This is a genomic window from Pseudomonas sp. E1MeOHC2 (assembly GCF_058745025.1).
The window spans coordinates 2,658,418-2,679,949 of the sequence record NZ_CP196675.1; the positions used below are offsets into that span (position 1 = coordinate 2,658,418).

Annotated in this window: 20 protein-coding genes; 10 read left to right on the forward strand and 10 right to left on the reverse strand. The window is 62.8% G+C overall.

The features are described from left to right. Position 1: 1 nt before the first annotated feature. Both tcyL and tcyJ read right to left on the reverse strand, forming a co-directional pair. Positions 2–670 (reverse strand): cystine ABC transporter permease, encoded by a 669-nt coding sequence (gene tcyL, locus ACSSU5_RS11820; protein WP_252826408.1) that lies wholly within the window; start codon positions 668–670, stop codon positions 2–4. Beyond that, on the reverse strand, positions 667–1,461 hold the full coding sequence (tcyJ, locus tag ACSSU5_RS11825; protein ID WP_264310741.1) for a cystine ABC transporter substrate-binding protein: 795 nt from the start codon (positions 1,459–1,461) through the stop codon (positions 667–669). Before tcyJ ends, tcyL begins: the two co-directional genes overlap by 4 nt. A 270-nt stretch (positions 1,462–1,731) precedes the next feature. On the opposite strand from tcyJ, the gene epsC reads away from it, so the two are divergent. Together epsC and betT are read left to right on the forward strand one after the other, a co-directional pair. Then, the gene (gene epsC / locus ACSSU5_RS11830) at positions 1,732–2,664 is read left to right on the forward strand and encodes a serine O-acetyltransferase EpsC (protein WP_264310740.1); all 933 of its coding nucleotides are present in this window, start codon (positions 1,732–1,734) and stop codon (positions 2,662–2,664) included. Positions 2,665–2,987: 323 nt separating this feature from the next. Continuing rightward, positions 2,988–4,949 carry a choline transporter BetT gene (gene betT, locus ACSSU5_RS11835; RefSeq protein WP_264313990.1) on the forward strand — a complete coding sequence of 654 codons (1,962 nt, stop codon included), beginning with the start codon at positions 2,988–2,990 and terminating at the stop codon, positions 4,947–4,949. 131 nt (positions 4,950–5,080) lie between these two features. Here the strand turns inward: betT and tauD are convergent, their stop codons facing one another. From tauD to tauA, 4 genes are read right to left on the reverse strand one after another with little or no spacing between them, the layout of a single operon-like run. Continuing rightward, entirely contained in the window at positions 5,081–5,914 is an 834-nt protein-coding gene (tauD, locus tag ACSSU5_RS11840) for a taurine dioxygenase (protein ID WP_492561212.1), read from the reverse strand. A 45-nt stretch (positions 5,915–5,959) separates the two neighbouring features. Further along, positions 5,960–6,799, reverse strand: a complete 840-nt coding sequence (gene tauC / locus ACSSU5_RS11845) for a taurine ABC transporter permease TauC (RefSeq protein WP_264310738.1) — start codon at positions 6,797–6,799, stop codon at positions 5,960–5,962. Next, the gene (gene tauB / locus ACSSU5_RS11850) at positions 6,796–7,584 is read right to left on the reverse strand and encodes a taurine ABC transporter ATP-binding subunit (RefSeq protein ID WP_264310737.1); all 789 of its coding nucleotides are present in this window, start codon (positions 7,582–7,584) and stop codon (positions 6,796–6,798) included. The genes tauC and tauB overlap by 4 nt, the downstream gene beginning before the upstream one ends. Before the next feature lie 13 nt (positions 7,585–7,597). Continuing rightward, positions 7,598–8,569 (reverse strand): taurine ABC transporter substrate-binding protein, encoded by a 972-nt coding sequence (gene tauA, locus ACSSU5_RS11855; RefSeq protein WP_264310736.1) that lies wholly within the window; start codon positions 8,567–8,569, stop codon positions 7,598–7,600. 496 nt (positions 8,570–9,065) lie between these two features. On the opposite strand from tauA, the gene ACSSU5_RS11860 reads away from it, so the two are divergent. The 8 genes from ACSSU5_RS11860 to ACSSU5_RS11895 all read left to right on the forward strand — a co-directional run bounded on the left by ACSSU5_RS11860 (position 9,066) and on the right by ACSSU5_RS11895 (position 16,222). Further along, on the forward strand, positions 9,066–10,394 hold the full coding sequence (locus tag ACSSU5_RS11860; RefSeq protein ID WP_264310735.1) for an OprD family porin: 1,329 nt from the start codon (positions 9,066–9,068) through the stop codon (positions 10,392–10,394). Between the two features lie 165 nt (positions 10,395–10,559). Next, on the forward strand, positions 10,560–11,198 hold the full coding sequence (locus tag ACSSU5_RS11865) for a peroxiredoxin (RefSeq protein WP_264310734.1): 639 nt from the start codon (positions 10,560–10,562) through the stop codon (positions 11,196–11,198). A 284-nt stretch (positions 11,199–11,482) separates the two neighbouring features. Then, positions 11,483–12,076 (forward strand): NADPH-dependent FMN reductase, encoded by a 594-nt coding sequence (gene ssuE, locus ACSSU5_RS11870; protein ID WP_264310733.1) that lies wholly within the window; start codon positions 11,483–11,485, stop codon positions 12,074–12,076. A 94-nt stretch (positions 12,077–12,170) separates the two neighbouring features. Further along, positions 12,171–13,136 carry a sulfonate ABC transporter substrate-binding protein gene (locus ACSSU5_RS11875; RefSeq protein WP_492561213.1) on the forward strand — a complete coding sequence of 322 codons (966 nt, stop codon included), beginning with the start codon at positions 12,171–12,173 and terminating at the stop codon, positions 13,134–13,136. A 60-nt stretch (positions 13,137–13,196) separates the two neighbouring features. Further along, a complete protein-coding gene (ssuD, locus tag ACSSU5_RS11880; RefSeq protein WP_264310731.1) occupies positions 13,197–14,345 on the forward strand; it encodes an FMNH2-dependent alkanesulfonate monooxygenase in 1,149 nt (382 codons plus the stop codon). A 10-nt stretch (positions 14,346–14,355) separates the two neighbouring features. Continuing rightward, positions 14,356–15,153 (forward strand): aliphatic sulfonate ABC transporter permease SsuC, encoded by a 798-nt coding sequence (gene ssuC, locus ACSSU5_RS11885; protein WP_264310730.1) that lies wholly within the window; start codon positions 14,356–14,358, stop codon positions 15,151–15,153. Further along, positions 15,150–15,962, forward strand: a complete 813-nt coding sequence (gene ssuB / locus ACSSU5_RS11890; RefSeq protein WP_264310729.1) for an aliphatic sulfonates ABC transporter ATP-binding protein — start codon at positions 15,150–15,152, stop codon at positions 15,960–15,962. The genes ssuC and ssuB overlap by 4 nt, the downstream gene beginning before the upstream one ends. 44 nt (positions 15,963–16,006) lie before the next feature. Next, a complete protein-coding gene (locus ACSSU5_RS11895; RefSeq protein WP_027595183.1) occupies positions 16,007–16,222 on the forward strand; it encodes a TOBE domain-containing protein in 216 nt (71 codons plus the stop codon). A 123-nt stretch (positions 16,223–16,345) separates the two neighbouring features. Here ACSSU5_RS11895 and ACSSU5_RS11900 read toward each other — a convergent pair whose 3' ends face one another. The 4 genes from ACSSU5_RS11900 to ACSSU5_RS11915 form a co-directional block, all read right to left on the reverse strand. After that, complete coding sequence (locus ACSSU5_RS11900) at positions 16,346–16,978, reverse strand: TetR/AcrR family transcriptional regulator (RefSeq protein WP_264310728.1); 633 nt, start codon at positions 16,976–16,978, stop codon at positions 16,346–16,348. Further along, positions 16,978–18,555, reverse strand: coding sequence for a glutamate--cysteine ligase (gshA, locus tag ACSSU5_RS11905; protein WP_264310727.1), 1,578 nt, complete (start codon positions 18,553–18,555; stop codon positions 16,978–16,980). The genes ACSSU5_RS11900 and gshA overlap by 1 nt, the downstream gene beginning before the upstream one ends. A gap of 153 nt (positions 18,556–18,708) precedes the next feature. Then, positions 18,709–19,092: a PaaI family thioesterase gene (locus ACSSU5_RS11910; RefSeq protein WP_264310726.1), complete on the reverse strand. Its 384-nt coding sequence runs from the start codon at positions 19,090–19,092 to the stop codon at positions 18,709–18,711. After that, positions 19,092–21,416: a Tex family protein gene (locus tag ACSSU5_RS11915; protein ID WP_264310725.1), complete on the reverse strand. Its 2,325-nt coding sequence runs from the start codon at positions 21,414–21,416 to the stop codon at positions 19,092–19,094. Before ACSSU5_RS11915 ends, ACSSU5_RS11910 begins: the two co-directional genes overlap by 1 nt. Between the last annotated feature and the right edge of the window lie 116 nt (positions 21,417–21,532).

Here is a 21,532-nt window from a genome sequence, read left to right on the forward strand (position 1 = left end):
CTCAATGCTCCTGGTCATGCTGGTTGACCCGCGCTTCCATGCGGTTCTGGAAGTGCGCGAGGATACTGCAGAGTATCCAGTAGATAACGGCCACAGCCAGGTACATGGTGAAGACTTCGAAGGTGCGTGCGGTAATCAGCTGGGCCTGGCGGAACAGCTCGGGCACCTGGATGGTCGCCGCCAGGGCGGTGTCCTTGACCAGCGAGATGAAGCTGTTGCCCAACGGCGGCAAGGCGGTACGCAGAGCTTGCGGCAGGATCGCCCGGCGCATGGCCTGGGTGCGGGTCATGCCGATACTGGCAGCGGCCTCCCACTGGCCACGGTCGATCGAAGAAATCGCCGCGCGCAGGATTTCGCAGATGTAGGCTGCCATGTTCAGCGACAGGCCGATCAGCGAAGCTGGGATCGGGTCGAGTTCGATGCCGATCTGTGGCATGCCGAAGTAGATCACGAACAGCTGCACCAGCAGCGGCGTGCCACGGAAGAACGACACGTAGATGCGTGCCAGCCAGTTCAGCGGCAGGATCTTCGACAGCCGCATCAGTGCCAGGGCAAACCCCAACACCAGGCCGAAGAACATGCCGCCGACACTGAGCAGCACCGTATAACCCGCGCCCTTCAGCAGGAAGGGCGTGGAATCGACAACGAGTTGCAGGCTTTCAGCGATCATTTAGTGACATCGGCACCGAAGTATTTTTCCGACAGCTTGGCCAGCGTGCCGTCGGCCTTGAGCTTGTCGATGGCCTTGTTGATCGCTGCCAGCAGTTCAGGCTCGCCCTTGCGCAGGGCCACGCCGCTTTCCAGACGCGAGAAGGCGTCGCCGGCAAGCTCGGTGTCCTTGGCTTTTTGCGCGTATTCCAGTGCGGCCAGGCGGTCGATCAGGATGGCGTCGATGCGGCCGTTGCGCAGGTCGGCGAACTTGGTCGGGTCGTCCTCATAAGTGCGAACTTCGGCTTTCGGAACGTCCTGCTTCACCCACTGCTCGTAGTTGGTGCCCAGGCCTACGCCGACTCTCTTGCCAGCCAGGTCAGCGGCTTTGTGGATGTTCAGCTGCTCGGCCTTCTTCTTCAGGATCAGCGCCTGGATGCCGGAGATGGTGTAGGGCTCGGAGAAGTCGTACTTCTTCTTGCGCTCTTCGGAAATGGTCACCTGGTTGATCACCACATCAAGGCGTTTGGACTCCAGCGCGGCAAGGATGCCGTCCCATTTGGTCGGTTGAACCTTGGCCTTGACCCCCAGCTCCTTGGCCAGCAGTTCGGAAAGCTCGACCTCGAAGCCGGCCAGCTTGCCGTTTTCGTCCTGGAAGCTGAACGGTGGGTAGGTGCCTTCCAGGCCGACGTTGATCACGCCCTTTTCCTGAATGGTCTTCAATTGCTCGCCGGCGAAGGCCTGGCTGAGCAGGCCGGCACCCAGCAGGATGGCCAGGCTGGCGTTGAGTAGCGGTTTGGCGAATTTCGACATGTCAGGCCCCGCGCTTGTGGTGGTAGTAGTGGGTGGCGACTATAAAGTTGGCCGCTTAGGCCCGGAAATAATAAAAAATTATTTTATTATTCCATTTTTGTTTTTTGTCGGAATAACACAGCTTTGAGGGTAGGCCAGGATGCTGGCGCCGTCATCGCGGCTTATGCCCGACTTAGCGCAGGATGGAATAAAGCGTTGTTTTTTCCAAGGGATGGATTTGCCGTAAAGTGGATTGCATAACGACAGATTGGCCTCAGGCAGGAGAACACCGTGAGCGAACACCCCACATCCGCGCATTGGCAGTTGCACAGCATTGTCAGTGGTTTGCGCAGCGCCCGTGAGCAGTGGCGCAGTCGCAATGGCCGCAGCATTGGCGAGCAGGGCGGGCGCGAACTGCCCTCTCGCGAGGCCATTCGCCAAGTCCTCGAGCAGTTGTGCGGGGCGCTGTTCCCGATGCGCCTGGGGCCGGTCGACCTGCGCGAAGAGAGCGAGGATTTTTATGTAGGCCACACCCTGGATGCGGCCTTGACCGCGTTGTTGGCTCAGGCTCGCCTGGAGCTGCGCTACGCCGCCCGGCAGAGCCAGGGCGACCTGGCCGCGGTGGATGCCCAGGCCCTGCGCCTGATCCAGGATTTTGCCGCAGCGCTGCCCAACTTGCGCGTGTTGCTCGACACCGACGTGCTGGCCGCCTACCACGGCGACCCGGCGGCGCGCAGTGTCGATGAGGTGCTGCTGTGCTACCCAGGCATCCTGGCCATCATCCATCACCGCCTGGCGCACCACCTGTACCAGGCAGGTTTGCCGCTGTTGGCGCGTATCAGTTCGGAGCTGGCGCATTCGGCCACCGGTATCGACATCCACCCCGGCGCGCAGATCGGCCCGAGCTTCTTTATCGACCACGGTACTGGTGTGGTGATCGGCGAGACCGCGATCATCGGCGAGCGGGTGCGTATCTACCAGGCGGTGACCTTGGGCGCCAAGCGCTTCCCCAGCGATGAGTCGGGGACACTGCACAAAGGCCTGCCGCGCCACCCCATCGTCGAGGACGATGTGGTGATCTATGCGGGGGCGACGATCCTGGGGCGCATTACCATCGGCAAGGGCTCGACCATTGGCGGTAATGTGTGGCTTACCCGCAGTGTGCCGGCCGAGAGCAACATTACCCAGGCGAACCTGCAGCTGGATTGCCAGGACAAGAACTGACCTAAGCTATCTACTGCCTTTGCTGGCCCTTTCGCGGGGCAAGCCCGCTCCCACATACACACTGCACTGAATTCAGGTGTGGGAGCGGGCTTGCCCCGCGAAAGGGCCGGCAAAGGCATGCACCAATCAGCACCCCGGTTCGCATCAAATCCCGATCCATGTTTAACTTGAACGCTTGTTCAATGAAAAAACGCTGGTCCGCTGCCGGTGTTCAACAGGAGGATTCCTTTGCTGAACCCGTTCATTTCGAACCTCACGTCACTTGACGAGGTGCATGCTCGATGAGTGCACCGACCCCCTCCCTTGCCAATGGCAAGATGCGCATGAACCCTCCGGTGTTCTATTTCGCGGCGAGTTTCATCCTTATCTTCGGCCTGATAGTCATCAGCAATCCGCAAACCGCAGGCGACTGGTTGCTGGCGGCGCAGAACTGGGCGGCCAACACGGTCGGCTGGTACTACATGCTGGCGATGACGCTGTACCTGGTCTTCGTGGTGGTCACCGCCTTGTCCGGCTACGGCAAGATCAAGCTCGGTGCCGACCACGACGAACCCGAGTTCAGCTACCTGTCCTGGGCCGGCATGCTGTTTGCCGCCGGTATCAGCATCACGCTGTTCTTCTTCTGCGTGTCCGAACCGCTGACCCACATGCTGCAGCCGCCCCAGGGCGAAGCAGGCACGGCAGAGGCCGGGCGCCAGGCGATGCAGATCCTGTTCCTGCACTGGGGCCTGCACGGCTGGGGTGTGTTTGCCTTCGTCGGCATGGCGCTGGCCTACTTTGCCTACCGGCATAACCTGCCACTGGCCCTGCGCTCGGCGTTGTACCCGCTGATCGGCAAGCGCATCAACGGGCCGATCGGCTACGCAGTGGACGGCTTCGGCATCATCGCCACGGTGTTTGGCCTGGGCGCCGACATGGGCTTTGGCGTGTTGCACCTGAACGCCGGCCTGGACTACCTGTTCGGCATCAGCCACAGCCAGTGGGTACAGGTCGCGCTGATCACCCTGATGATGGGCGCGGCGGTGGCCGTGGCGGTTGCGGGGGTGGAGAAGGGCGTGCGGGTGATGAGCGACATCAACCTGTTCCTGGCCTGCGCGTTGTTGCTGTTCGTGCTGTTCGCCGGCCCTACACAGCACCTGTTCAACACGCTTATCCAGAACCTGGGTGATTACCTCGGCGCCTTGCCCCGCAAGAGTTTCGACGTCTATGCCTATGGCGACAACCGCGACTGGCTGGGCGGCTGGACGGTGTTCTACTGGGCCTGGTGGATTGCCTGGGCGCCTTTCGTGGGCTTGTTCATTGCGCGTATTTCGCGTGGCCGCACCATCCGCGAGTTCGTCTTTGGTGTGTTGCTGATTCCGCTGGGCTTCACCCTGGCGTGGATGTCGATCTTCGGCAACAGCGCCCTGGACCAGGTCATCAACCATGGCATGACCGCGCTTGGCCAGTCGGCGCTGGATAACCCGTCGATGAGCCTGTACCTGCTGCTGGAGACGTACCCTTGGAGCAAGGCGGTGATCGCGACCACGGTGTTCATCAGCTTCGTGTTCTTTGTCACTTCGGCCGACTCGGGCACCGTGGTGCTGTCGACCTTGTCGGCCAAGGGTGGCGACCCGGATGAAGACGGGCCTAACTGGCTGCGGATCTTCTGGGGCGCGATGACCGCGCTGATCACCAGTGCCTTGCTGTTCGCCGGCAGTATCGATTCGTTGAAGTCGGCGGTGGTGCTGACCTCGTTGCCGTTCTCGCTGATCTTGCTGTGCATGATGTGGGGGCTGCACAAGGCGTTCTACCTGGAGTCCCAGCGGCAGATCGCGCAGATGCATTCGCTGGCCCCGTTCGCCCAGTCACGCCGTGGGCGTGGTGGCTGGCGCCAACGCCTGAGCCAGGCCGTGCACTTCCCGTCACGCGATGAGGTGTACCGCTTCATGGACGACGTGGTGCGCCCGGCGATTGCCGATGTGCGTGAGGTGTTCGAGCAGAAGGGCCTGGTGCTGATTACCCAGGACGACCCGAGCCATGACAACGTCAGCCTGAAGATCGGCCATGGTGAAGAACAGCCGTTCATTTATCAGGTGCAGATGCGCGGGTACTTCACACCGTCGTTTGCGCTGGGTGGGCTGGGTGCTCAGGAGTTGAAGAACCGTCGCTATTACCGGGCGGAGGTGCACCTGAGCGAGGGCAGCCAGAACTATGACCTGGTGGGCTATAGCAAGGAGCAGATCATCAACGACATCCTCGACCAGTACGAGCGGCATATGCAGTACTTGCATCTGGTCCGCTAGCCGTCGATTCCTGTACTGGCCTCTTCCCGGGGCAAGCCCGCTCCCGCAAGTACCCCGCTGCCTTCAGGCACTGTGCGGTCTCTGTGGGAGCGGGCTTGCCCCGCGAAGTGCTAGTACAGGCTCCAGAATCACTAGAACGGCGCATCCCCAAGGATCGTCGCCCGGTGCATCACCCGCCGATTCGGCCGGTAATCATCCACCGCAAAATGCTGGGTCACGCGGTTGTCCCAGAACGCCACATCATTCTCCTGCCAACGCCAGCGAATGCTGAACTCAGGCCGGGTCGCATGGGCGAACAGCAGCTTGAGCAATGCTTCGCTCTCATACTCGTTCAATTCGTTGATGCGCGTGGTGAACCCCTCATTGGCGAACAGCGCCTTGCGCCCGCTGACCGGATGCGTGCGGATCACCGGGTGCGACAGTGGCGGGTTGTTGCGTCGGGTTGCCTCCCATCGCGCCAGGTCTTCCGGGGTAGTACCAAACCGCTCCAGCGGGAACGACTTGGTGAAGTTGTGGGTCGCGGTCAGCCCGTCGAGCATCTCGCGCAGGGGCGCCGACAAGGCTTCAAGGGCGGCAATGCCACTGGCCCACAGGGTGTCGCCGCCATACGCCGGCAGCTGCTTGGCGCTGAGCACAGCGCCCAGGGCCGGGGTTGGCAGGAAGGTCACGTCGGTGTGCCATACAGCGTTATCGCGCACATCGGTGACCGCCGTATCGAGCACCAGTACCTCTGGAGTTTCCGGCACGTTGGGGTAGATCGGGTGGATGTGCAGGTCGCCAAAGCGGGCAGCGAAGCGGGCTTGCTGCTCCGGGTTGATCGGTTGATCGCGGAAAAACAGCACCTGGTGCTTGAGCAGCGCCTGCTCGATGGCATCGCGCTGCTCGGCGGTGATGTCGCGGCTGATGTCCACGCCGCTGATCTGGGCGCCGAGCGCCGGGCTGAGAGGGGTGATGGTCAGGCTCATGTCGGTCTCGATCTGTTTGTTCTAGGCGCCGAAATGCCGGCGTGGTCAGTGGCTTTGCCCGTGCCAGGGCACCAGCTTGCGTTGCAGCGCGCGCAGGCTCATCTCCAACGCGAAGGCAATCAGGGCAATCAGCAGGATGCCCAGCACCACCACATCAGTGACCAGAAACTGCGCCGCCGATTGCACCATGAAGCCCAGGCCGCTGGTGGCGGCGATCAGTTCTGCTGCCACCAGGGTCGACCAGCCGACGCCCAGGCCGATGCGGATGCCGGTGAGGATGTCGGGCAGGGCGCTGGGCAGGATCACGTGGCGGATCAGCTGCGCCTTGGTGGCGCCCAGCGATTGCGCGGCGCGCAGCTTGGCTGGGTCGACGGTACGTACGCCGGTGGCGGTGGCGATGGCGATCGGGGCGAAGATCGCCAGGTAGATCAGCAACACTTTCGACAGCTCGCCGATGCCGCACCAGATGACGATAAGCGGCAGATAAGCCAGCGGCGGAATCGGGCGGTAGAACTCGATCAGCGGGTCGAGAATGCCCCGCGCCACGCGGTTGTAACCGATGGCGATGCCGACCGGGATGGCGGTCAGGGTCGCGGCGACCAGTGCCAGGCCGATGCGGCCCAGGCTTGCGCCCAGGTGCTGCCACAGGCTGGCATCCATGTAGCCCTGGGTCAGCAGGGTCCAGGCCCTGGCCAGGATATCGCCGGGTGCCGGTAGAAACAGGGGCTCGATCCAACCGGCCGCAGTCACCAGCCACCAGACCAGCAGCAGGCTGGCCAAGGTCAGGGTGCTGATCCAACGGGTGGACAGCTGACGGCGTGGCTTTTCAGCAGGCCGGGTGGGGGCGTCGCGTTTGCCGGTGACCGGCAGATCCAGGCTGCTCATGCGCGCTCCTGCAGGCTTTGGCGTTGGGAGAAGACCCGCGCCAGCACATGCTCGCGGGTTTCGATGAAGCGTGGGTCGGACTTGATTGCCCGGGCCGGCTCGCCAGCGGCATAGCGCTGGCCGAAGTCCAGTTGCAGGCGTTCGACCACACGGCCCGGGTTGGGCGCCAGCAGCACCAGCTCGCTGGCGAGGAATACGGCTTCTTCGATGTCGTGGGTAATCAGGAATACCGGTTTTGCGGTGCGCTGCCAGACCTGCAGCAGCAGCTCCTGCATCTGCTCGCGGGTGAACGCGTCGAGCGCGCCGAACGGTTCGTCCATCAGCAGTACCCGTGGGTCGGCTGCCAGCGCGCGGGCCAGGCCAACGCGTTGCTTCTGGCCGCCAGACAATTGCCAGATACGCCGCTCGGCAAACCCTTCCAGGTCGACCAGGGCCAGCATCTCGCGGGCCTTGGCTTCACGCTGGGCGCGCGGCACGCCAGCCAGCTCAAGGCCGAAGGCAACGTTGCCCAGCACGTTCTGCCAGGGCAGCAGCGCATCGTCCTGGAACACCACGCCACGCTCGGCGCCTGGGCCTTTGACCGGTACGCCGTCAAGGGTGATGCGCCCACCGCTGGGGCTGACGAAGCCGGCAATCAGGTTGAGCAGCGAGGTCTTGCCGCTGCCCGAGGGGCCCAGGGCCACCAGCAGCTGGCGTGGCCCGAGGCTCAGGTTGATGTCGGCCAGCACCGGGGTGCTGGCGCCGGGGTACTGTGCGCTGATGCGCTCCAGTTCAAGCAAGGCCATGACGGGCTCCGGATCAGTTGGGCAGGAACTTGGCGCTGACGTACGGCGAGTAGTCCGGCAGCACTGCGTCAACCTTGCCTTGCTGCTTGAGGAAGGTGGCTGTGTCGGTCAGCGCTTGAGTGGTCGGTGCACCCAGGGCGTTGGCCTGGTCTGCGGCCAATGGGTAGACGTTGCCTTCCAGCAGTACCGGGATATCGCTGGCCTTGGCGCCGGACAGCTTGACCAGCTTGGCCACGTTGTCCTTGTTGGCCAGCCAGGCTTTCGGGTCTTTGCGGTAATCGGCGTAGGCGTCGAGGGTGACCTTGGCGAAGGCCTTGACCACCTCAGGGTGCTTGTCGGCGAAGTCCTTGCGCACGATCCAGGCGTCGAAGGTGGGTGCCCCTTTCTCGGCCAGCTCACCGGAGGTGATCAGCACTTTGCCGTTTTCCTTGGCCACGCCCAGGGCGGGGTCCCAGACGTAGGTGGCGTCGATGTCACCGCGCTTCCAGGCAGCAATGATGGCCGGTGGCGCGAGGTTGAGGATCTGCACCTTGGACGGGTCGATGTTCCAGGCCTTGAGCGCTGCCAGCAGGCTGTAATGGCCGGTGGAGACAAAGGGCACCGCAACCTTCTTGCCGATCAGGTCTTGCGGGGTCTTGATGCTGTCGCGCGCCACCAGTGCTTCGCCAGCACCGATCTGGGTGGCGATCAGGAAGGTCTCGACCGGCAGCTTGCGGGTAGCCGCGGCGGCCAGCGGGCTGGAGCCGAGGTAGCCGATTTGCACGTCGCCGCTGGCCACGGCGGTGATCACATCGGCGCCGTTGTCGAATTTGCGCCAGTCGATGCTGGCCTTGCTGGCTTTCTCGTAATCGCCATCGACCTGGGCCACTTTGGCTGGGTCAACGGTGGTCTGGTAGGCCACGGTCAGGTCGGCAGCCTGGGCCAACCAGCTGGTGCTGGCGAGAGTCAGGGCGGCGAACAGGCGCAGCGGAGCGTGCGGGATCATGGTGAACCTCTCGTCAGGCAATCGATGTGATGGATGGCGAGAAGACTAGATGATCTAAGAAATCGAAAATAAATAACTTTTTAGAATTAGCTTAGGAGCCAAATGCTTTAAGCCTGCTGGGCCGATTTCGCTCAATGGCGAAATCCGAGACGGCTGCTAGGCTTTTTCGTCCCCATAGAACGGGATGGAATTAGGTTATGAGCAAACGTTTGCAAATAGCCGAAAGTTATGAGTGGTGGTGCTGTCTACAACAAATGGCAGTAAAGGTTCCTAACATATTCCGGAAAAATCTTACGAATTCATAAAACGGTCATTTTGGATTTATAGGATTGTCATTATCCTGTAGCGCAGGTGGCCTTAGACCAAAGTCGCGAAACGTTTAGAAACGATTGACTTCATGGTCACGCTTTGGGACTAAATCGCCAATCCACGGTGAGCGAGGCAGCAGACTTCGCCGCCAGAGATACACAAGAATTAGAACGTAGAGGAGCAAAACATGTACAAGTCCAGCCTGGCTCTGGCCGTGGCACTGGGGGTTCTCGCCCAACAAGCAGGCGCTGCCGGTTTCGTTGAAGACAGCAAACTGTCGCTCAGCTCGCGCACCATGTACTTCAACAACGACAACCGTGACGGCGGCGCTGACAACCGCGAGTCTGGCCAGGGCTTCAAGCTCGACTACCTGTCCGGTTTCACCGAAGGCACCGTTGGTTTCGGCGTCGATGTCCAGGCCCTGTGGGGTATTCACCTGGATGGCGGCCGCGGCAAGCACCCTGACAACAGCAGCTTCTTCCCAAGCGATACCGACGGCTCTGCAGTGAGCCAGTGGGCCCGCGTGGGCGGTAACGCCAAGGCTCGCTTCTCCAAGACCGAGGTTCACTACGGTAGCGCCCTGGCGCCGAACCTGCCGATCCTGGTGGCCAACGATGGTCGTCTGCTGCCGCAGACCTTCGAGGGTGGCACCATCCAGTCGAAGGAAATCGACAACCTGACCGTCAACGCCGGTCAGCTGACCCACGCCATGGGCCGTGCTTCGAGCAACCGTACCGGCCTGTCCGTGGCGGGCGCTAGCCAGGACAGCAACAAGTTCCGCTACGGCGGCCTGGACTACAAGCTCACGCCAGACCTGACCCTGCAGTACTACTACTCGAACCTGGAAGACTTCTACAAGCAGCACTTCCTGGGCGCGACTCACGTGTTCAAGATCGCTGACGACCAGTCGTTCAAGACCGACCTGCGCTACTTCGACAGCAGCAGCGACGGCAAGAACGGTGAAGCCGGCTACCGCTTCAACAACAACGGCGGTTATGCCAAGAACGCTGGCGAGGTCGACAACAAGACCTGGACCGCCATGTTCACCTACACCCTGGGTGGCCATGCGCTGATGCTCGGTCACCAGCGCGTCAACGATGACGGTGGTTTCGTCTGGCTCAACCAGGGCAGCGTCGTTGATGGCAATGGCCGCAACGAAGGCGCCGGTGGCTCCAGCTTCTACCTGTTCACCGACAGCATGATCAACCAGTTCGCCAAGGCCGGTGAGAACACCACCTTCGGTCAGTACTCGTATGATTTCGCGCGTCTGGGCGTACCTGGCCTGAAAGCTTCGGTCTCCTACCTGAAAGGTGAAGACGGCAAGAACGCCAACGGCAACGGTACCTTCAGCGAATGGGAACGTGACGCCCGCGTTGACTACGTCATCCAGGAAGGCACCTTCAAGGGCCTGGGCGCCAGCCTGCGTCACGGTGTCTACCGTGGCACTGGCACCAGCTCGCTGGCTGACCAGGATCAGACCCGTCTGATCTTCAACTACACTTACAACTTCCTGTAAGCCGTAGCTGAACCAGAAGCCTCGCCTAGTGCGAGGCTTTTTTGTGTGTGCGATTAGGTATGCTTTATGGTTATAAATAAATCAGTATTTATTCTTTTTGTTTTTAACTGAATGCAGGCACATTGAACCCAACAAGGCCAGAACACAGCACAGGAGCCGCACCCCATGAGTCTCAAACTCGGCGATATCGCCCCCGACTTCGAACAGGATTCCAGTGAAGGCAAGATCCGCTTCCACGAGTGGCTCGGCAACAGTTGGGGTGTACTGTTTTCTCACCCGGCCGACTTCACCCCTGTGTGCACCACCGAACTGGGCCTGACCGCCAAGCTCAAGGACGACTTCACCCAGCGTGGGGTCAAGGCCATCGCGCTGTCGGTGGACCCGGTCGACTCGCACCACAAGTGGATCGATGACATCAACGAGACCCAGAACACCGTGGTCAACTTCCCGATCATCGCCGACGCTGACCGCAAGGTCTCCGATCTGTACGACCTGATCCACCCGAACGCGAACGACACCCTGACCGTGCGCTCGCTGTTCGTCATCGACCCAAACAAGAAGGTGCGCCTGACCATTACCTATCCGGCCAGTACCGGGCGCAACTTCAACGAGATCCTGCGGGTGATCGATTCGCTGCAGCTGACCGACAACTACAAGGTCGCCACGCCAGGTAACTGGCAAGACGGTGACGACGTGGTGATCGTGCCTTCGCTCAAAGACGAGGAGGAGATCAAGCAGCGTTTCCCCAAAGGGTATCGGGCAGTTAAGCCTTATCTGCGCCTGACGCCGCAACCTAATCGTTAAAGGATCCTCGTTGCATTGCTCTTAGCCATAGCAGGGATTTCGGGCCGTTTCGACGGCCCTTTTTTATGCCTGCAACTCGGCGTTGGACGCTTCGCGGGCAAGCCCGCTCCCACAGGCACAGCGCTACCCTCATGCCCAGTGCGGTCATTGTGGGAGCGGGCTTGCCCGCGAATGGGCGGAAAACGTAACTATCAAAAATGGAATAAACAAATGAAAAAATATGATTTCTAGATATATAAACAGCCTGTTAATGTCACCCCAACAGAACACAAGGAAGCGCTCCAATGTTGGTCGTCTCAATCGGTGGTAGCCCTGGTACCCGTTCACGCTCCGGCGTGCTGCTCGAGCGCTCGCGCCAGTGGCTGCAAAACCGTGGCGTGGAAGTGGTGACCTTCCAGGTGCGTGACTTCGCCGCCGAGGACCTGCTCCATGCGCGCTTCGACAGCCCGCAGGTGCAGCACTTCCAGCAACTGGTAGCCCAGGCCGACGGCCTGATCGTCGCCACCCCGGTGTACAAGGCATCGTTCGCCGGTGCACTGAAGACTTTGCTCGACCTGCTGCCCGAACGCGCCCTGGAGCACAAGATCGTGCTGCCAATCGCTACCGGCGGCAGCATCGCCCACATGCTGGCGGTGGATTACGCGTTAAAACCGGTGCTGTCTGCACTCAAGGCGCAAGAGACCCTGCAAGGGATCTTCGCCGACGACAGCCAGGTCGCCTACGCAGAAGGCGCCAAGGCGGCGCAGCTGGCACCCGCTCTGGATGAGCGCCTGCAGGACTCGCTGGAAACCTTCCACGTTGCCCTGGCCCGTCGGCCACGGCCCGTGGCCCCCGGCGTACTCAACGAACGCCTGATCAGTGCCCGCTGGAGCATCTGACCCGGTTCAACGGCTTTACCGCGTCATTCACCTTACTCGCCCGTCAACGAGGCAAGCAGGTGCAACCCGAACCCTATTCGCACAGGAGAGCGCCATGCGCACAGTCTTCTTGCGTCGTGGTCTGGTCGCCCTGTTTGCGGCGGCTGTGTCCTTCGGCGCCATCACCCAAGCCCAGGCCGAGAGCCTGCGTATCGGTTACCAGAAATACGGCACCCTGGTGCTGCTCAAGGCCAAGGGCACGCTGGAAAAGCGCTTGGCCGAGCAAGGCGTGCAGGTGCAATGGACCGAGTTCCCCGGTGGCCCGCAGCTGCTGGAAGGGCTGAACGTTGGCTCCATCGACTTCGGCGTCACCGGCGAAACGCCACCCGTGTTCGCCCAGGCCGCCGGTGCCGACCTGCTCTACGTCGCCTACGAGCCGCCTGCGCCGCACAGCGAAGCGATCCTGGTGCCGAAGGGCTCGTCGATCCAGTCGGTAAAAGACCTCAAAGGCAAGAAAGTCGTCCTCAACAAAGGCTCCAACGTCCACTACCTGCTGGTGCGTGCCCTGGAAGATGCAGGCCTCAAGTACAGCGACATTCAACCGGTCTACCTGCCACCGGCCGATGCCCGTGCTGCATTCGAGCGTGGCAGCGTCGATGCCTGGGTGATCTGGGACCCGTACCAGGCGGCCGCCGAGAAGCAGCTGCAGGTGCGCACCCTGCGTGACGGTAAAGGCCTGGTCGACAACCATCAGTTCTACCTCGCCACCCGTGACTATGCCACCCAGCACCCTGCCGTGATCAGCACCTTGATCGAGGAAGTGCGCGCCGTGGGCGAATGGTCCCAGGCCAACCCGCAGGAGGTCACCGATCAGGTCGCGCCACTGCTGGGGCTGCCTGCCGACATCACCCTGACCTCGGTCAAGCGCCAAGGCTACGGCGCCGCGCCGCTCACCCCCGAGGTGGTGGCCGCGCAACAGAAGATCGCCGACACGTTCCAGGCGCTGAAGCTTATCCCCAAGCCGCTGAGCATCAAGGACGTGATCTGGACACCCCCGGCCAAGGTCGCCAGTGCGCCTTGATTGATTTGCCTGCGCCGGGGCGCCGCTCCGGCTTGAGCCACCCTTGAGGAGACAACTCCAATGAGCCTTAATATTTTCTGGTTTCTTCCCACTCACGGTGACGGCAAGTACCTGGGCACGTCCGATGGCGCCCGTGCGGTCGATCACGGCTACCTGCAGCAGATTGCCCAGGCTGCCGACCGCCTGGGTTTTGGCGGCGTGCTGATCCCGACCGGGCGTTCCTGCGAGGATTCCTGGCTGGTGGCCGCGTCGCTGATCCCCGTGACCCAGCATCTGAAATTTCTGGTTGCCCTGCGCCCCGGCATCATTTCGCCGACCGTGGCGGCGCGTCAGGCCGCGACCCTGGACCGCCTGTCCAACGGCCGTGCGCTGTTCAACCTGGTAACCGGCGGCGACCCGGACGAACTGGCCGGTGACGGCCTGCACCTGAGCCACGAAGAGCGCTACGAAGCCTCGGTCGAGTTCACCCGTATCTGGCGCAAAGTGCTGGAAGGCGAAAACGTCGATTACGATGGCAAGCACATTCAGGTGAAAGGCGCCAAGCTGCTCTATCCGCCGATTCAGCAACCGCGTCCGCCGCTGTACTTCGGGGGTTCGTCCGAAGCCGCCCAGGACCTGGCTGCCGAGCAGGTCGAGCTGTACCTGACCTGGGGTGAGCCACCTGCCGCCGTTGCCGAAAAAATTGCCCAGGTGCGCGAAAAAGCTGCCGCACAAGGCCGCGAAGTGCGCTTCGGTATCCGCCTGCACGTGATCGTGCGTGAAACCAACGAAGAAGCCTGGGCCGCCGCTGACCGCCTGATCTCGCACCTGGACGATGAGACCATCGCCCGTGCCCAAGCCTCGCTGGCGCGTTTCGACTCGGTGGGCCAGCAGCGCATGGCTGCCCTGCATGGCGGTAACCGCGACAACCTGGAGGTCAGCCCCAACCTGTGGGCGGGTGTCGGCCTGGTACGTGGCGGCGCCGGTACCGCGCTGGTCGGCGATGGCCCGACCGTGGCAGCCCGGGTCAAGGAATACGCCGAGCTGGGTATCGATACCTTCATCTTCTCGGGTTATCCACACCTGGAAGAGTCCTACCGCGTGGCTGAACTGTTGTTCCCGCACCTCGACGTACAGCGCCCGGAGCAGCCGAAAACCGGCGGCTACGTGAGCCCGTTCGGGGAGATGGTGGCCAACGACATCCTGCCCAAGTCCGTGTCGCAGAGCTGAGGGCCGGGCCATGAGTCGTGCAACTTCTTCCACCCTGACCCAGCGCCTGGCGCCGTGGGCACTGCCGGTACTGCTGCTGGCAGTCTGGCAGCTGGCCGTCAGCGCGGGCTGGCTGTCGACCCGCATCCTGCCGGCGCCGAGCGCGGTGGTCAGCGCGGGTGTCGAACTGGTGCGCAGTGGCGAGATCTGGACCCACCTGGCGATCAGTGGCTGGCGTGCCGGGCTTGGTTTTGTCATCGGCGGCAGCATCGGCCTGGTGCTGGGCTTCATCACCGGCCTGTCGAACTGGGGCGAACGCCTGCTCGACAGCTCGGTGCAGATGATCCGCAACGTGCCGCACCTGGCGCTGATTCCGCTGGTAATCCTGTGGTTCGGCATCGACGAGTCGGCGAAGATCTTTTTGGTCGCCCTGGGCACGCTGTTCCCGATCTACCTCAACACCTACCACGGTATCCGCAACGTTGACCCAGCGCTGGTGGAGATGGCGCGCAGCTATGGCTTGTCCGGCTTCGGCCTGTTCCGTCAGGTGATCCTGCCGGGTGCATTGCCCTCGATCCTGGTCGGTGTGCGCTTTGCCTTGGGCTTCATGTGGCTGACCCTGATCGTTGCAGAAACCATTTCGGCCAATGCCGGTATCGGTTACCTGGCGATGAACGCCCGTGAGTTCCTGCAGACCGACGTGGTGGTATTGGCCATCGTCCTGTATGCCGTGCTTGGCAAGCTCGCCGACCTCGCTGCTCGCGGCCTGGAACGTGTTTGGCTGCGCTGGCACCCGGCCTACCAAGTGGCCAAGAAGGAGGGCGCATGACCGTGCTCAAGGAACAGCCGCCACGCCTGTTGCGTGGCATCCCCCTGGCATCCAACGGCCTGCGCAAGACCTTTGGCCAGCGTGAAGTACTCAAAGGCATCGACCTGCACATCCCGGCGGGTCAGTTTGTCGCCATCGTCGGTCGCAGTGGCTGCGGCAAGAGCACCTTGCTGCGCTTGCTGGCCGGCCTCGACCAACCCAGCGCCGGTGAGCTGTTGGCGGGTGCTGCACCGTTGGCCGAAGCCCGCGAAGAAACGCGGCTGATGTTCCAGGACGCGCGCCTGTTGCCCTGGAAGAAAGTGATCGACAACGTTGGCCTGGGCCTGTCGGGCGACTGGCGCCCACGTGCGCTGGACGCGCTGGAGGCGGTCGGCCTTGCCGACCGCGCACACGAATGGCCGGCGGCACTCTCCGGTGGCCAGAAGCAGCGCGTAGCGCTGGCGCGGGCACTGATCCACCAGCCACGCCTGTTGCTGCTGGATGAGCCGCTGGGGGCCCTGGACGCGCTGACTCGTATCGAGATGCAGCAGCTTATTGAACGCCTCTGGCGTCAGCACGGTTTTACCGTGTTGCTGGTCACCCACGATGTCAGCGAGGCGGTTGCCGTGGCTGACCGGGTGATCTTGATTGAAGACGGCGAGGTCGGGCTCGACCTTACTGTTGACCTGGCACGGCCAAGGGCGCGTGGTTCGCACCGTTTGGCAGCGTTGGAAAGCGAAGTGCTCAACCGTGTTCTGTCGGCACCGGGCACTGCGCCCGAGCCGGATCCTGTAGCCCCTTTGCCCACGCAACTGCGTTGGGCGCACTGAACGACTCACTTACCAGACTGAAGCCAAAGAGAAGGAATCAAGCCATGACTATCAAAGCCATCAACGTTCGCAACCAGTTCAAAGGCACCGTGAAAGAAATCCTCGAAGGCCCGGTACTGTCGGAAATCGACGTACAGACCGCCTCCGGCGTCGTCACCTCGGTGATCACCACCCGTTCCGTGCGTGAGCTGGAGCTGCAGGTGGGCAGTGAAGTGATTGCCTTTGTGAAGTCGACTGAAGTGTCCATTGCCAAGCTGTGATGCTGGTGTTGAATGGGGCTGCTCTGCAGCCCTTCGCGGGGCAAGCCCGCTCCTACAGGAGATCGAATTCCCATGTGGGAGCGGGCTTGCCCCGCGAAGGGCCGCAAAGCGGCCCCACTCATTTCAGCCCAAACGCTTAGCCAAAAACGGCGGCAAATAGAGCCCCAGATACGCCTCGAACACCCGCTTGCCTTCTTCGGCCATGCGCGCCGTAATCTGCTCATGCAACTGCACCGACCGCGCATACACCCGGTCGCTCAGCTCCATGGCCAGGGCAAACACATCCACATCCGCCGGCATCACCGGCAAATGAAAATGCTGGTCGAACAGCTTGTGCATCAGGTCGCCCAGCTCCATGTCGTGCTGCCGGTCAGCCTGCACCACCTCGCTCAGACCATGCTGGGCCAGAATCAACTGACGCGCCGCAGCATCCCCGTTGTAGATGTCGAGCATGCGCTGTTCGATCAGCCGCGACAGCTCATGCCAGGTGGCGAACGCGCTGCTGTCGATCGGTGCGCTCAGTGCCTCGCGAAACGCCCGGTGCACATCGGCGGTCAACGCCTCCAGCAAGGCCGGCACGCTGGCGAAGAAGTGGTACACCGACGACGGCGGTATCTGCGCCCGCTCGGCCACGCTGTAAATCGACAACCCCGCCACCCCAAGCTCTGCAAGCAGCTCGCGCGCGGCCACCAGGATCATCTCGATCCTGGCCTGGCTGCTGGCGCGCGGCTTGCGCGGGGAGGCGGTGCGGCTCATCAGTTGCTGATCGCCAGGATACTGGCCTGGTAGGCGCCGACGAACAGGTCGAAGTCACCGACTTCCTCCTGTTCCAGCTCGGACTGCTTGGCGAGCGATTCGCGGGCCAGTGTTTCGAACGCCTGTTGCTGTTCGTTGCTCAGCGGCTGTTCGCGGAATGTTTCGGCGTGGACCCGGCTTTGGCGCAGGGAGAACTGGATAAAGGTTTCGTCGTGCTCGGTCATGCGTGCCAGCACCTGGGCCGACGGGGTCAGCGAGGCATCATCGACCTTGGCCTGCTGGGCATCCAGGGCTTTGGCGTGGGCTTCGCCGCCTTGCGCCTGGTCGAGCAGGTCGGCCAGCGGCCGGATACGTTCGATCAGCTCGCTGGCCCAATCCTTCAGGGAGATCGGCTGGCCATCACGATGCAGCTCCAGGCCCGGGCGACGGCCTTCCTTGACCACGGACAGGAAGTTGTCGGTGCACTGGCCGCATTCGCCGTTGTCCAGCTGCGGGCTGTCTTCGAGTGCGCAGAACAGTAGGAACGCATCGAGGAAGCGCGCCTCGGGCAGGTCGATCCCGACCGGCAGGAAAGGGTTGATGTCCAGGCAGCGCACTTCGACGTATTGCACGCCGCGGGACGTCAACGCCTGGATCGGCCGCTCGCCGGTGTAGGTGACACGCTTGGGGCGGATGTTCGAGTAGTACTCGTTCTCGATCTGCAGGATGTTGGTGTTCAGCTGCACCCACTCGCCATCCACGTGCGTGCCGACTTCAACGTAGGGCGGGTAGGGCGTGCCCACCGCCTTGCGCAGGCTGTCGGTGTAGCTGGCCAGGTTGTTGTAGCAAGGCGTGAGGCCGGCCTGGGCGTTGCTCTGGTAACCCAGGTCGCTCATGCGCAGGCTGGTGGCGTAGGGCAGGAACAACGTTTCGGCGTCCAGCTCTTCGAGCTGGTGCGGGCGGCCTCGTAGGAAGCCTTTGTCCAGCGCTGGCGACGCGCCGAACAGGTACATCAGCAGCCAGCTGTAGCGACGGAAGTTGCGGATCAGGGCAATGTAGGCCGACGACTGGTAGTCGCGGTTGTCTTGCGTGCTGCCTTCGGCTTCGCGCAGCAGAGGCCACAGGGCTTCGGGCAGCGAGAAGTTGTAATGGATACCGGCGATGCACTGCATGGTGCGGCCGTAGCGCAGGGCCAGGCCCTTGCGGTAGACGTGCTTGAGTTTGCCGATGTTCGAGCTGCCGTACTCGGCGATCGGGATGTCCTCCTCGGCCGGCAGCGTGCACGGCATCGACGGGCTCCACAGGTATTCGTCACCCAGCTTGCTGTAGACGAAACGGTGGGTCTGTTCGAGGCTTTCGAGCACCTTGGCCGGGTCGGGCAGGGCCGGGGTGATGAACTCCAGTAGCGACTCGGAATAATCGGTGGTGATCTGCTCGTTGGTCAGCGCCGAACCCAAGGCCTCAGGGTGCGGGGTCTGGGCCAGGCGACCGTCATCGGTCACGCGCAGGCATTCTCGCTCAATACCGTGCAGGCACTGCTTGAGCAGGGGGAGATTTGCGCCGAGCAGGCTCAGGCGGCGGTTGAGGAGGTCGCTCAAGATGGATTCCTTCACGCGTCAGTCGCCCCAATATGGGGGTGGAGATAACGGTCTACAAGGGTAGGAAGAAAGGAACTGGCGTTGTCGCCTGGTTTACGCGGTTCCAGCAGTGCCAGCGCACTGCTGAAAATACCGCAGATACAGCTTGGTGAGCTAGAGAACCGCGAAGGTTCCTTGCGCTTTGGCCACCAGTTTGTCGCCTTGAACTACGTCGGCGTCGACCACCAACGTGCGCCGCCCGGCGTGCAGCACACGGGCCGTGCACACGACCTCGCCGTCACTGACGGCGCGCATGTAGTTGATCTTGCATTCGATGGTCACGCTTTGCTGGTCGAAGCCATGGCTGGCCGAGCAGGCCAGGCCCATGGCGATGTCCACCAGGCTGAAGATCGCCCCGCCGTGCAGTTTCTGGCCACGGTTGCGCAACTGTGGCTCAAGCGCCAGGGCCACCTCGGCAACGCCTGTGTCCAGGCGTTGCAGGCGGCAGCCAAGCAGCTGGCTGAAGGCGCTTTCGACGTATTCGCGGGGGACGTCCATCACTTCTTCTTCAGCTGCTTGGCGTTGGCGAACAACGACGCCATGGCATTGTTGGCCGGGGCCGCCGAAGTGGTTTCACGCGGGCGTGGCGCTTGTTGCTGGCGGTTGCCGCCATTGCCACGGCCGCCGCCACGGTTGCCTTCAACCTTCTCGCCAGGGGTGTCGCCCATGCGCATGGACAGGCCGACCCGTTTGCGCGGGATGTCCACTTCCATGACCTTGACCTTGACCACGTCGCCGGCCTTGACCGCTTCGCGCGGGTCTTTGACGAACTTTTCCGACAGCGCCGAGATGTGCACCAGGCCGTCCTGGTGCACGCCGATATCGACGAACGCACCGAAGTTGGTGACGTTGGTGACCACGCCTTCGAGGATCATGCCGGGCTCCAGGTCCTTGAGGTCTTCGACGCCGTCCTGGAAGGTGGCGGTCTTGAACTCAGGGCGTGGGTCGCGGCCGGGTTTGTCCAGTTCCTGGAGTATGTCGGTGACGGTCGGCAGGCCGAAGGTCTCGTCGGTGAATTTTTTCGGGTCGAGGCGCTTGAGGAAGCTGCTGTCGCCGATCAGCGAGCGGATGTCGCGGTCGGTGCCGGCCGCGATGCGCTGCACCAGCGGGTAGGCTTCAGGGTGCACGGCAGAGGCGTCGAGCGGGTTGTCACCGTTCATGACGCGGAGGAAGCCGGCGGCCTGTTCGAAGGTCTTTTCACCGAGGCGGCTGACCTTTTTCAGCGCCGCGCGGGTGGCGAACGGGCCATTGGCGTCGCGGTGCGCGACGATGTTCTGCGCGAGTGTCGCGTTGAGGCCCGAGATACGGGTCAGCAGCGCCACGGAGGCGGTGTTGACGTCCACGCCCACGGCGTTCACGCAGTCCTCGACCACCGCGTCCAGGCCGCGCGCCAGCTTGAGCTGGGACACGTCATGCTGGTACTGGCCGACGCCGATGGATTTCGGGTCGATCTTCACCAGCTCGGCCAACGGGTCCTGCAGGCGACGGGCGATGGACACGGCGCCACGGATCGACACATCCAGGTCCGGGAATTCGCGTGCGGCCAGCTCCGAGGCCGAGTACACCGAAGCGCCGGCCTCGGAGACCATCACCTTGGTGACCTTCAGGGCTGGGTACTTCTTGACCAGCTCGGCCACCAGCTTGTCGCTCTCGCGGCTGGCGGTGCCGTTGCCGATGGCAACCAGCTCCACCGAGTGCTTGGCGCACAGGGCGGCCAGCACGGAGATCGTGCGGTCCCAGTCGTTGCGCGGTGCGTGCGGGTAGACGGTGGCGGTGTCCAGCAGTTTGCCGGTGGCATCGACCACGGCGATCTTGCAGCCGGTGCGCAGGCCAGGGTCCAGGCCCAGAGTGGCGCGCGGGCCGGCCGGGGCGGCCAGCAACAGGTCGTGCAGGTTGTGGGCGAAGACGTTGATTGCCTCACCCTCGGCGTTGTCGCGCAGCTCACCGAACAGGTCGGTTTCCAGGTGGGTGTACAGCTTGACCTTCCAGGTCCAGCGCACCACCTCGGCCAGCCACTTGTCGGCCGGGCGGCTGCGGTTTTCCAGGCCGAAGTGGCCACCGATCATGACTTCGCACGGGTGCAGGGTGCCGGGCAGTTCTTCACCGACCTTCAGCGATGCGCTCAGGATACCTTCGTTGCGCCCGCGGAAAATCGCCAGGGCACGGTGCGACGGCGCGCTGCGCAGCAGTTCGTCATGGGCGAAGTAGTCGCGGAACTTGGCGCCTTCCTCTTCCTTGCCGGCCACCACGCGGGCGCTGAGTACCGACTCCTGCTTGAGGAAGTTGCGCAGCTTGTCGAGCAGGGCGGCGTCTTCGGCGAAGCGCTCCATGAGGATGTATTTCGCGCCTTCCAGCGCTGCCTTGACATCGGCCACGCCCTTTTCGGCATCGACGAAGCGTGCCGCTTCGGTTTCCGGGGTCAACTGCGGGTCGTTGAACAGGCCGTCGGCCAGCTCGCCGAGGCCGGCTTCCAGGGCGATCTGGCCCTTGGTGCGGCGCTTTTGCTTGTACGGCAGGTAGAGGTCTTCGAGGCGGGTCTTGGTGTCGGCGAGCTTGATCTCGCGGGCCAGTTCCGGGGTCAGTTTGCCCTGTTCCTCGATGCTGGACAGGATGCTGGCGCGGCGCTCGTCGAGTTCGCGCAGGTAGCGCAGGCGCTCTTCCAGGTGGCGCAGTTGGGTGTCGTCCAGGCTGCCGGTCACTTCCTTGCGGTAGCGGGCGATGAAGGGCACGGTCGAGCCTTCGTCCAACAGGCCCACGGCCGCTTCGACCTGTTGTGGGCGTACGCCCAGTTCCTCGGCGATACGGCTGTTGATGCTGTCCATGTAAACCACCTGACAATTGTGAATACGGGGGCCGCGCGCGGGCCTGGAGCCCGACGGCGCTGGATGAAAGCCGCGCATTATACCCATCGTGACTGGCTTGCGGTGATGGCGCCAAG

Bases quoted from the DNA above. Each gene is read 5' to 3' on its own strand.
- tauA (WP_264310736.1), bottom strand. From the start codon at position 8,569: ATGATCCCGCACGCTCCGCTGCGCCTGTTCGCCGCCCTGACTCTCGCC.
- ssuC (WP_264310730.1), top strand. From the start codon at position 14,356: ATGAGTCGTGCAACTTCTTCCACCCTGACCCAGCGCCTGGCGCCGTGG.
- tcyJ (WP_264310741.1), bottom strand. From the start codon at position 1,461: ATGTCGAAATTCGCCAAACCGCTACTCAACGCCAGCCTGGCCATCCTG.
- ssuB (WP_264310729.1), top strand. From the start codon at position 15,150: ATGACCGTGCTCAAGGAACAGCCGCCACGCCTGTTGCGTGGCATCCCC.
- ssuE (WP_264310733.1), top strand. From the start codon at position 11,483: ATGTTGGTCGTCTCAATCGGTGGTAGCCCTGGTACCCGTTCACGCTCC.
- ACSSU5_RS11915 (WP_264310725.1), bottom strand. From the start codon at position 21,416: ATGGACAGCATCAACAGCCGTATCGCCGAGGAACTGGGCGTACGCCCA.
- ACSSU5_RS11860 (WP_264310735.1), top strand. From the start codon at position 9,066: ATGTACAAGTCCAGCCTGGCTCTGGCCGTGGCACTGGGGGTTCTCGCC.
- ACSSU5_RS11900 (WP_264310728.1), bottom strand. From the start codon at position 16,978: ATGAGCCGCACCGCCTCCCCGCGCAAGCCGCGCGCCAGCAGCCAGGCC.
- tauD (WP_492561212.1), bottom strand. From the start codon at position 5,914: ATGAGCCTGACCATCACCCCTCTCAGCCCGGCGCTCGGCGCCCAGATC.
- ssuD (WP_264310731.1), top strand. From the start codon at position 13,197: ATGAGCCTTAATATTTTCTGGTTTCTTCCCACTCACGGTGACGGCAAG.
- ACSSU5_RS11910 (WP_264310726.1), bottom strand. From the start codon at position 19,092: ATGGACGTCCCCCGCGAATACGTCGAAAGCGCCTTCAGCCAGCTGCTT.
- tauC (WP_264310738.1), bottom strand. From the start codon at position 6,799: ATGAGCAGCCTGGATCTGCCGGTCACCGGCAAACGCGACGCCCCCACC.
- tauB (WP_264310737.1), bottom strand. From the start codon at position 7,584: ATGGCCTTGCTTGAACTGGAGCGCATCAGCGCACAGTACCCCGGCGCC.
- tcyL (WP_252826408.1), bottom strand. From the start codon at position 670: ATGATCGCTGAAAGCCTGCAACTCGTTGTCGATTCCACGCCCTTCCTG.
- ACSSU5_RS11865 (WP_264310734.1), top strand. From the start codon at position 10,560: ATGAGTCTCAAACTCGGCGATATCGCCCCCGACTTCGAACAGGATTCC.
- ACSSU5_RS11875 (WP_492561213.1), top strand. From the start codon at position 12,171: ATGCGCACAGTCTTCTTGCGTCGTGGTCTGGTCGCCCTGTTTGCGGCG.
- betT (WP_264313990.1), top strand. From the start codon at position 2,988: ATGAACCCTCCGGTGTTCTATTTCGCGGCGAGTTTCATCCTTATCTTC.
- ACSSU5_RS11895 (WP_027595183.1), top strand. From the start codon at position 16,007: ATGACTATCAAAGCCATCAACGTTCGCAACCAGTTCAAAGGCACCGTG.